We start from the raw sequence: 11,127 nt of genomic DNA, 5'->3' as shown, positions 1-11,127 counted from the left end.
CCAGGCACAACAAGGAGTCCCGCCCGCAGGCGGAAAACGGGGGTGGGAACGTCGCTCAGAGACGCCGTGCTCGGCGGCCGCCGACTTCGATCGCGGTCGCCGCGCCGGGCGCGCCGCGCAACCGGCCGCAGGGCGTCACGCGACCGGTGGCCGGATCGCGGACCGTGAAGGTGGCGTCCTCGTGAAGCGTGCAGTCCGCGAAGATCTCGCCGTCGACGACGAGAACGGCACCACCCCGGTCGTCGGGGCGGATCGTGTAGTCGATGGCACCGTTGCGGTAGGTGCCGAAGTCACCGGCCGGGAACGGGACCGGCCCGGTCACGGTGAGGGGACGCTGGAGAGGGAGCATCAAGCCGAGCGTGCGAAGTTCGGGAACCAGGTCCTGCCACAATGCGGTGCCCGCGGCGCCGTTCGCCGTGAACGCGACCACGCAGGCACCGGACTGATCGATCCTCAAGTGACAGGAGGTGCCGTCGGCCGTGCCGTCGTGGCCGAGCCAGAGGTCGTCGTCACCCTCGTAGTGCGCGATTCCGAGGCCCCAGCCGTCGGCGAGGCCGAACGGATCCGCATCAGGGACCCGGCGGTGCATGTCCGCCGCGGTCACGACGTCGAGCAGTCCCGGTTTCCCCAGGTGGACCCGGCCCAGTTCGACCAGGTCGTCGGCACTGAGCGCCAGTGCGCCCGCGGGTTCGAGCATCGGCGCCAACGACTGCTCGACCGGGCGGGCGGCGGCCGGTCCCGTCGCGTGCGCGTGCCCGGAAACGACACGTTCGCCGCCGTTGTAGGCGGGCTCTATCTCCAAGGGACGCAGGACTATCGCCTCGACGGCTTCACGCCAGGACATCCCGGTCACCGCTTCGATCAGCGCACCGACCAACGCGTAGCCCAGATTCGAATAGGAGAACGCCGTTCCCGGCGGGCAGACGGATACCGCCGCGCGGACTTCCCGCAGGCACGCACTGGTGACATCGGCCGGATCGGACGGCAGGCCACTCGTGTGGCTCAACAGGTTCCACGGCGTGATCCGGTCGGAGAGCCCGGAGACACCGAGCAGTTCACCGACGGGCTGATCGAGTTCCAGATCGTCGTCGGCGACGAGCGCCATCACGACCGTCGCGGTGGCCAGCTTGGTGATGGAACCGGTCGGTACAGCGGAGGACGCTCTCATCGGTCTCTGTCTGTCCTGGTGTTCGACACCGGTCTGGACCACTGTCTTCAGGCCGTCCCGCAGCACGGCGAGCTGAGCTCCGGGCACGCGGTGCCGAGTCACCAGACGGTTCAGCACACGCTGAAGATCTTGTGCCCGCACCGGATGCCGGCTCGGGCTTTCGTAGCGTTCTTGGACAGACCGCATAAATCCTCCAAACAGTAGGGACTACGAAATGGACAGCCGCGGTCTTCTGCCGCGCCACGATTCTCACTCCGCCACCCGTGGGACTTCTCTGTCCACATCGGGCTGGAAACAACACGCTGCCGGGCACCGGAGATCGTCAGTACCGCCAATAGTGGGATGGCGGGTCCGAACGGAAATCAACCGACGTTACACAAGGTAGCATTTCCACCAAAACGATTCGTTGAATGACTGTCAATTCGCCGCATATCTTGGAATGGCGGAACATAGCGAACCCGAATAAGACAAAATGAGGACGACACATCCGGCGGTAACCGGATGCGCTGGAGAGGTGATGACACCAGCTGTGTCGCATCCCGGGCACAAGGCCCGGCAGAACAATCGCGCCAACCTCCGCTCTTCGCATTTTTCCAGTTCAAGCCGCTTGGCCTTGCATATCGCTCCACGGCAACGCCTGCTGGTTCCCACCGTATCGATGACTCAAACATGAAAACTCAGGAAGCGGCTGACGCAGATCATCTTCTTCCCGGCGACGACGCCATCAACTGCGGAAACAAGAAAGTGATCTTGTTCAACGGGATTCTCACGTTTTGGGCAGCACGGCCATGCGCACGTGCACCAGCCCGTGCGCCGCCGAGAAATGATCTTTTTCGGCGAGTTTTCGATCATCTCGAACCTTCAGAAAAGTGGAAATTCCAAATTTCACCCGGTTGCCTGTAACGGCTGGACAGGCGCCGTTGACCCGACCATCGTCGCTTGTCTGAGCGGCCGTCCTTTGGTAGATGGGAATTTCTCATTCGGGCCCCGGCGCCAGTTTCACGACTCGACGCAGGGCTGGCTTCCGGTGAATCGGTACTGACGCAGCGGGTGTCTCGCGGGGCGGACGCCGAAGAGGGACTCCTCGATCGCCGATATGCGCCGCTGATCGGTGTCGGTGTCTCCACACCTATCCACGGGCCAGGAGAAGAACGAGTCTCAGGCAGACCGCGCCTGTACGCGGCGTGGGCAGGGACTTCTCCAGCCATCAAGCCGCAAGGGCCAGCACAGCCGAGAAAATCACCGTGCCGGTGAAACCCGCGGGGCCGCGGCCGGGGACGAGCGCGTTGGCAGGCTCGTCCTCGTCCGCGGTCGCCTTGGCGTCAACCCACTGTTCTGTTACCGCACCCTGGACAGGGTGTCGTCCGGGTCCGAGCCGAAGGCGGTGCCGGCACCGCCGGGCGCCTTCCCCCGCTGGAGCAGGCCGAGGTGCGGGTCATCACCGGCACGCTCACCTTGACGCGGTCTCGCACCGCGTCAAGGTGATCCCGGGTCGAGCGCGGCTGCCAGGATGGGACCGAGCTGGTTCAGGGCGTGCGGGCGCATCATGCGGTGGTGTGTGGTGTCGATCTGGTGGGTCGTGATGCGGCCATCGACGTGAGGCCGCCATTCGTCGGCCAATCCGGTCGGTCCGGCCGTGCACAGCAGCAGGTCACCGCCGAACCGGCCGGGAAGGAAGCCGCCTTGCAGCCGGATGCTGTGCCGGATGCTGGCGGTGATTCGCCCGATGGACTCGGCAGGCAGGCCGGCCTGGCCGATTTCGTCCGCGAGCACCTCGTCGGCGATTCCGTCCGGGAGGGGGTCGCCGGCCCGGTCCACCACGGGCGGTACGTCGAGGATCGCCAGCATCGTCACCTTTTCGCCCTCTTGCTCGAGCCGGACCGCGAGGGCGTGGGCGACCAGCCCGCCGAACGACCAGCCCAGCAACCGGTACGGTCCGCTCGGTTGCACTTCCCGGATGTGGCGCAGATAGTCCGCGGCGATCTCCTCGACGGTGTCCGGCACGGCACCGTCGTCGCCGAAGATCGGCGACTGCAGTCCGTAGAGCGGGGTCTCCGGATCGAGGTGGTGCAGCAGTCCCGCGTACGACCAGCTCATCCCGCTCGACGGATGGACGCAGAACACCGGTGGCAGGCTGCCGTGACCGCGCAATTCGAGCAGTACGTCGAAGGCACCGCCTGTGGTGTCTCCCGCCATCAGCCGGGCGAGCGCGGCGGGCGTGGGTGCTTCGAACACCGCCCCGACACCCAGTTCCACCCCGAGCACGGCCTGGACCCGGCTGACCAAGCCGGTCGCCAGCAGCGAATGCCCGCCCAGGTCGAAGAAGCCGTCGTCCGGGCCGACTTCGCCGATACCGAGCACGTCGGCGAACAGCCGGCACAGCACCGCTTCCCTCGGCGAACGGGGACTGTCCGCGGACCCGGCGAACGTGGGTTCCGGCAGTCCCCGGCGATTCAGCTTTCCGTTGGGCAGCAACGGAAACGTGTCCAGCACCAGCACCACGACCGGCACCAGGAAAGCGGGCAGCCGCTCCGCGACATACTCACGCGCCATGAGATCCAGGTCGGTGGCGGCCCCCGGTTCCGGTGTCACGTAACCCACCAGGCACGGCTCACCCCGGCTGTCCGGCCGGACGACGACCACCGCCCGCGCGACTCCCGGGCAGCCGGCGAGCGCCGCTTCCGCTTCGCCCGGCTCGACCCGGAACCCGCGGATCTTCACCTGGTCGTCCGATCGGCCGGCGAACTCGAGATGACCGTCCGGATGCCAGCGGGCGAGGTCGCCGGTGCGGTACATCCGCGCGCCCGGCCCGCCATAGGGATCCGGCACGAACCGTTCGGCGGTCAGCCCGGGACGGTTGCCGTATCCCCTCGGCAGTCCCGCGCCCGCGGTGTACAGGTCACCGGCGATGCCGACCGGCACCGGGCGGAGTCCGCTGTCGAGCACGTAGGCACGGAGGTTGTCCAGCAACCGGCCGATCGGCGCGGGAGACGGCCAGGCGGCGGGGTCACCGTCCATGGTGTACGCGGTGACGACCTGGGCCTCGGTCGAGCCGTAGTTGTTGTGCACCCGGCGCTCCGGCACCCGCCCGCAGAATTTCCTGACCTGACGGCTCACCGTCAGCGCCTCCCCCGCCTGGACGATGTCCCGCAGGTCCGGCAGATCCGCGTCCAGCTCGTTCGCCGCGCCGCCGAGCGCGTCGATCAGCAGGTTCGGCGCGAACAACTCGTTCACCCGGTGCTTTTCGAGCCACCGCACCAGCCGGAGCGGGTCGGTCCGGACGTCGGCGGGCACGATCACCAGTGTGCGGCCGGAAGTGAGCGCCGACAGCATCTCCTGCAGCGACACGTCGAAGCTCGCCGACGCGAAGTGGGCCGTGCGGATGCCGGGCCCCTTGCCGAGCACGGTGTTGTGCCACTCGAACATGTTCACCATGACGTCCGGTGTCATCACCACCCCCTTCGGCCGTCCCGTGGACCCGGAGGTGTAGATGACGTACGCGGGGCTCAGCCGGTTCAGGCCGGCAGTCCGCTCGTCGTCCCGCACCGCATGGCCCGGATAGGCTTCCAGGTCGACGTCGTCGACGGTGACGCACGGATAATCGTTGTCCGGCAGCGACTTCGCGATCGCCTTGGTGGTCAGCAGCAACGCCGGACTCGCGTCGCTTAGCATGAACTCGATGCGCTCCGCCGGATAGTCCGGGTCGATCGGCAGGTACGCGCCGCCCGCCTTGAGGATCGCCATCAGCCCGACCACGACGTCCAGCGACCGCCCGATCATCACGCCTACCGTCCGTTCCGGACCGACGCCGTGGTGGATGAGCAGCCGGGCCAGCCGGTTGGCCCGTTCGGCCAGTTCGCCGTAGGTCAGCTGCGCGTCCTCGTAGACAGCGGCGACCGCGTCCGGTGCGCGCGCCACCTGTTCGTCGAAGAGATCCGGCAACGCGGCGAACGGGATGTCGCGAGCCGTGTCGTTCCACTCGACGAGGACTTGCCTGCGTTCATCCTCGGTCAGCAGCTCGATGTCGTCGAGGGCGCGCTCGGGCTGGGCGGCCACCGCCGTCAACAGGCGGCGCAGCCGGGTCACGATCGACACGGCGGTGCCGAGGTCGAAGACATCGGTGTTGAACTCGATCGTGCCGTCCAGCTTCGCTTCGCCTTCGGTGAACTGCAGGAAGATGTCGAACTTCGACGTCCCCGTCGGTACGTACCCGTCGGTCACGCTCAGCCCGTCCATCTCGATCCCGCCCCGCGGCAGGTTCTGCATGCCCAGCAACACCTGGAAGAGGGACTGGTGCGCCCGGGATCGAGCCGGATTGAGCATCTCGACGATCTGCTCGAACGGGACGTCTTGATGGGCGTAGGCGTCCAGGTCGACGCTTCGTACCCGCTCGAGCAGCTGCCGGAACGTCGTGACACCCGAACAATCGGTCCGCAGGACCACCGTGTTGACGAAGAACCCGACCAGATTGTCCAGCGCCTCGTCGGTACGCCCGGCGACCGGCGTCCCGATCGGGATGTCGCCGCCCGCGCCGAGCTTCGACAGCAGCGCGACCAGACCCGCGTGCACCACCATGAAAAGGCTGACTTCGTACCGGGCGGCGAGTGTGGTCAGCGCGGCATGGAGCTCCGCGTCCCAGGTGAACTCGTGGAGGTCGCCCCGGTGGGTGCCGATCGCCGGATGCGGCCGATCGGCGGGCAGCGTGATCCGCTCGGGCAACCCCGACAGTGTCCGCCGCCAGTACTCCAGCTGTGTGCCATGGACACTCGCGGGATCCGAGGCGTCACCGAGCAACTCCTTCTGCCACAACGTGTAGTCCACGTACTGCACGGGGAGTTCCGTCCACCCGGGATCTTCGCCCGCGTGTCGGGCGTTGTACGCCGCGCTGAGGTCCTTGGTGAGCGGCGACAAAGACCAGCCGTCACCGGCGATGTGATGCAGCAGCACCATGAACACGTGCTCATCGGCCGAGCACTCGACCAGCCTGGCGCGGATCGGCAGGTCGCGAGCCAGGTCGAAGGTGCTGCGAGCCAGGGACTCCAGCACGGTGTCCAGGGTCTGTCCGTTCACCTGGACCGACTCGACGACCGGCCGCGCGGCGTCGACGGGAAGCACCTGCTGGCGTGGCACGCCGTCGGTGTCCGGGAACACCGTGCGCAGGCTCTCGTGCCGGGCGACCACGTCATCCAGCGCGGCGCGTAGCGCGACCTCATCCAAATCTCCCTTGATCCGCAGGGTCATCGAGATGTTGTACGTCGCCGACGGTCCTTCGAGCCGGTGCAGAAACCACAGCCTCGCCTGCGCCGGGGACAACGGCACGTGGTCGGGCCGGGGCATCGGCCGCAGGACGAGCCTGCGTTCCCGCGCCTGCGACACGAGGCCTGCCAGCCGCGCGGGGGTGGGCGCGTCGAACGGTGCCCGCATACCGAGTTCCACCCCGAGCACCGAACGAACACGGCTGACCAACCGCGTCACGACGAGCGAATGCCCGCCCAGATCGAAGAAGCTGTCGTCGGCGCCGACATCCTCGACGCCGAGCACCTCGCCGAACAGTCCGCACAACGTGCTTTCCAGCGGGGTCCTGGCGGCGCGCGACGCCGAGCCGAACACCGGCGCCGGAAGTGCCCGCCGATCGACCTTCCCGCTGGGCGCCACCGGGAATCGCGCCGAGACCATGATGACCGCGGGCACCATGTAGCCGGGGAGATACCGGGTGATGAACTCTTTCGCCGTCACGCCCAACCGCGCCGGATCCACCGAGGTTTCCGAAGTATCGGGTGTGATGTGCCCGACCAGGCATCGCTCGCCGCGGGCGTCGGTACCGACGACGACCACCGCGCCCGCCACGCCGGGGCAGCGCGCCAGCGCCGATTCGACTTCACCCAGCTCGATCCGGAAGCCGCGGATCTTCACCTGGTCGTCGGTACGCCCCAAGTACTCCAGCCCGCCGCCGCCCCACCGCACCAGGTCACCGGTGCGGTACATCCGCCCTCCGCCGAACGGATCCGCCACGAACCGGGTAGCCGTCAACCCGGCGCGGCCCCAGTATCCCCAGGCCAGGCCCGTACCGCTCACGTACAGCTCACCCGGCACGCCCGGCGGTACCAGCCCCAGCCCGTCGTCCAGCACATAGCACCGGTAACCGGGCAGCGGACGGCCGATCAGGCCGGCCGCGGCCTGCCGGCCGGGCTCCAGCGCCGCGTACGTGACGTGCACCGTGGTCTCGGTGATGCCGTACATGTTGACCAGTCGGGGGCTGTGGTGCCCGTGCCGTCCGTACCACTCGTCCAGCTTCGCCAGGTCGAGCGCCTCACCACCGAAGATCACGTAACGCAGGGCGAGCCTGCCCGACGTGGACGGGTCCTCGGCGTCGGCTCGCATCAGTTCGTAGAACGCCGACGGGATCTGGTTAAGCACGGTGACGTTCCGGTCGGCGAGCAGGCGCAGGAGATCCGGCGGGGACTGGGCGATCCCGGCCGGGACCACGACGAGCTCGGCGCCGTAGGCCAAGGCGCCCCACAGTTCCCAGACCGAGAAGTCGAAGGCGTACGAATGGAACAGCGTCCAGGTATCCTCCGGGCCGAAATCGTACGAAGCACCGGCCGCGGTGAACAGCGCCACGACGGTGCGGTGCGGGACGACCACTCCTTTCGGACGGCCGGTGGATCCGGAGGTGTAGATCAGGTATGCGGCGTCATCTGCTTGGGGCGCAAGGGAAACAACGGGGATCGGGCCGTCGGCCAGCCGAGCGTCGATCGCCGGGTCGTCCAGCAGGATCCGGGCAGGCCGCCGCCGAGGCGCGCTCTCCTCCAGCGCGGCGGGCTTCTCGCCGGGTGGCGCGGCGTCCGTGCGGACGGCGTAGACGTTGCAGAGCGCGGTGTTGTCCAGCAGCCGGTTGTCCTGCGCGCAGGTCACCTCGTACCCGAGCCCCCGCAGCAGGGCCAGCACCTGCTCGAGCCGGCCGTCGACGTCGTGCACCTCGACCACGAGCTGCCGGATGAGAGGCCAATGTTCGGCGTCGATGCCCTTGAGCACCTCGTATTCGGCGCTCTCCACATCGATCTTCAGCAGGTCGATCCGCTCGACGCCGTACTCGCGCACGACCTCCGAAAGGGTGCGCTGCCGGCAGGTGAACCGTTCGCTGGCCAGCCGCGCGTCGACCAGCTCGTCGACGGCCTCGTCGCTGGCGGCCGCGTCGTCAAGCTCGTCGAATTGGTTGCGCAGGTAGGAGTGGACCATCTCGTGCGCCGCTTCGGCGGTGGTGACGCTGGAGGAGAGGACCGTGTCATGCGGGTAGAAGGTGAAGTCCGCCTCGCCTGACCGCGCGGCGAGGCCGTATGGAAGGGCCTTGGCGTTGAGGCCGTGCAGCTCGACGTTGCGGCGCAACGACTCGTACACCGGAGGGACCGGTTCGAAGGAGTAGATGGTGGCGCTGGGCCAGCGCAGGCCGGCGAACAGCGTGTACATGCCGATGTTCGCGCCGACGTCGAAGAGCACGTCGCCGTCCCGCACGGTGATCCCGTTTCGCAGGTACTCGAGCTTGGTGAAGATCTCCTCGAAGAGGAAGTCGGTCTCGCTCTTGTTCTGGTGGAACAGCTCCACGCCGTTGGGCAGCGTGTAGAGCTGCCCCGGCGCGTCCGGGCCGAGCGTGTCCGAAGTGCTGACGACCACGACCGGATCCGCGTCCCGCAGCATCCACGCCACGCGCTCCCCGGGAAAGGACGGATCCAGCGGCACATACGCCGCTCCGGACTTCAGCACCGCCAGCAGCACCATCGGCAAGTCCGCGGACCTCGGCAGCCGCACGCCGACGAACGTGCCAGGGCGGGCACCGTGTTCGGCCAGCAGCCCGGCCAGCCTGCTCGCCCGGTCGTCGAGTTCGCGATACGACACCGAGATCTCGCCGCACACCACCGCGACCGCGTCCGGCCGTTGCCGCACCTGGGCTTCGAAAAGGTCCACCAGGGTCGCGGTCACCGCCGGTCCTCCAGCACGGGGTGCGACAACAGGCGAGTCAAAGACGGCTCCTTCTTCTCGGCGCCGGAACGGAAACCACCTCGACTCTAGGGACCGGCCGGGTGACAGGAGAACTACCCGGTTGGGTAGGCCACTCGGCGCACACGGGCTCCGCACTCGCGTTTCTTGCCACCCCGCAGGCGAACGGCTAGCGTCGATCTTCAGTCCGATCTCGCGGTTTCCCGGCATGACGGAGGGCGGAAATGGACTGCGCATCGACCTCGGCGTTGCCGGAGCTGGCGGCGGACTTCTGGGCCTGGCGCACCCGGACCCAGCCGGACTCCTACGACGACATCACCAGGGTGGAGCGGCCTCCGGACTGGGTGGCCGACTGGTCGCCGTCGGCGATGCGAGCCCGGCGCGAGGCCCACGCGGGATTCGCCGACCGGTACCGCCGGATCGAGGTGTCCGATGTGGACACCAGCGGCCTGGTGGACCGGCGGCTGCTCGGATCGGCGTTGGCGCGGGTCCGGTGGGAGCTGGACCTTGCGCGTGCCTGGCAACGTGATCCGTCGTTCTACGTCGACCAAAGCCTGGGCTGTGTCTACAACCTCCTGTTGGAGCCGCCACCGTTCGGCACCCAGCGGGCCGACGCCGTCGTCCGTCGTCTGCGCAACGTGCCCGTCGTTCTGGCACAAGCACGCGAGAACCTCGACGGGACGATCGTCGGGCCGTTCGCCCGGCGAACGCTCACCGTGCTCCAGCAGGCCGACGAACAGCTGCGCACGGCGATGGCCGCACTGGCCGTGTCGTTGCCCGACCGCCGATTGCCCGCCGCGGCCGAAAGCGCCGCACGGTCGGTCGCCGGCTACCGGGATTGGCTTGCCCGGCAAGCTCCGTCCGGCACCGACGAGGTCGCGGTCGGCGCGGACGCGTTCGCGTTCTTCCTGCACCGCGTGGCGCTGCTGCCGTTCCCGGCGGACCGGCTGCGGACGATGGCCCTCCAGGAAAGGAATCGGGCAGTGTGGGCCGAGACGCTTCCACGCCGTGACGATCACACGGTGGCCGACGGGAATCTGCCCGGCATGGCCGAGTTGATCGCCCGGCAACGCGACGCCGAGCGTGACCTGCGGCGGTTCTACCTCGAACACGGTGTCCTGAGCCTGCCCGCGGGTCCGCGGAGATACCGGATGGCACCTCTTCCCGCGTATCTCGAACCGCTGACCTGGCTGGGTGTGCCGCACGACCCCGGGTCACCGTCCCGTGTGGACGATGACGCGATTCGCTATGTCCGGCAGCCGGACCCGAGCCTGCCTTACTTCGATCTCGCCGAGATCCGCACCCCGCTCACCGGGCTCGCGCACGAAGGCGTCCACGCGCAGCAGCTCGCGATGTCCTGGCAGCACGGCAATCCGGCGCGCCGTCGCTACTACGACTCCGCGCCGAACGAGGGAATCGCGCTCTACCACGAAGAACTGCTGCTGAACCTGGGAGCCTTCGACGGTGAACCGGCAGGCGCCGCGTTCGTCGTCAACGCGATGCGGCTCCGGGCGCTGCGCGTGGAGATCGACGTCGCGCTCGCGCTCGGGGAGTTGTCCTTGCGGGAAGCGGCCGACGTGCTCGCGGAATCGGTCCCCATGGACCGGGCGACCGCGTGGCAGGAGGCCACGTTCTTCGCGGGCAACCCCGGCCAGGGGTTGAGTTACCAGATCGGTAAACTGCAGGTCCTCGACCTGCTGGCGGCCTGCGCACAGCGTCAGGGCGACGACTTCGACCTGAAGGCGTTCCACGACCGGCTGTGGCGCGAAGGCAACGTGCCGATCGCGTTGCAACGCTGGGAACTCCTCGGTCTGCGCGACCACCTCGACCGGGCGGACCTGCTGGCTCCCGCTGGCGACGCGAGTCGAAAGCTCGTGTCGTAAGTCTGAATGGCGATTCGGGCTCGCCGGGTGCTGATCTGGGTGTCGCGAAAGCCACTTTCGGGACGTCTGATGTCCCGAAAG

General features: G+C 68.1%; 3 protein-coding genes. 1 reads left to right on the top strand and 2 read right to left on the bottom strand.

What is annotated here, in order from left to right; translation table 11 throughout:
* Positions 1-55: 55 nt before the first annotated feature.
* Positions 56-1,354 carry a serine hydrolase domain-containing protein gene (locus BS329_RS36955; RefSeq protein WP_076167640.1) on the bottom strand — a complete coding sequence of 433 codons (1,299 nt, stop codon included), beginning with the start codon at positions 1,352-1,354 and terminating at the stop codon, positions 56-58.
* A gap of 1,290 nt (positions 1,355-2,644) precedes the next feature.
* Positions 2,645-9,145 carry a non-ribosomal peptide synthetase gene (locus BS329_RS36950; RefSeq protein WP_076167638.1) on the bottom strand — a complete coding sequence of 2,167 codons (6,501 nt, stop codon included), beginning with the start codon at positions 9,143-9,145 and terminating at the stop codon, positions 2,645-2,647.
* A 242-nt stretch (positions 9,146-9,387) separates the two neighbouring features.
* On the opposite strand from BS329_RS36950, the gene BS329_RS36945 reads away from it, so the two are divergent.
* Entirely contained in the window at positions 9,388-11,046 is a 1,659-nt protein-coding gene (locus BS329_RS36945; protein ID WP_076167636.1) for a DUF885 family protein, read from the top strand.
* The last annotated feature ends 81 nt before the right edge of the window (positions 11,047-11,127 follow it).

This window comes from Amycolatopsis coloradensis (assembly GCF_001953865.1).
GTDB classification, from domain to species: domain Bacteria; phylum Actinomycetota; class Actinomycetes; order Mycobacteriales; family Pseudonocardiaceae; genus Amycolatopsis; species Amycolatopsis coloradensis.
This window is presented reverse-complemented; position numbering and strand designations above follow the sequence as displayed.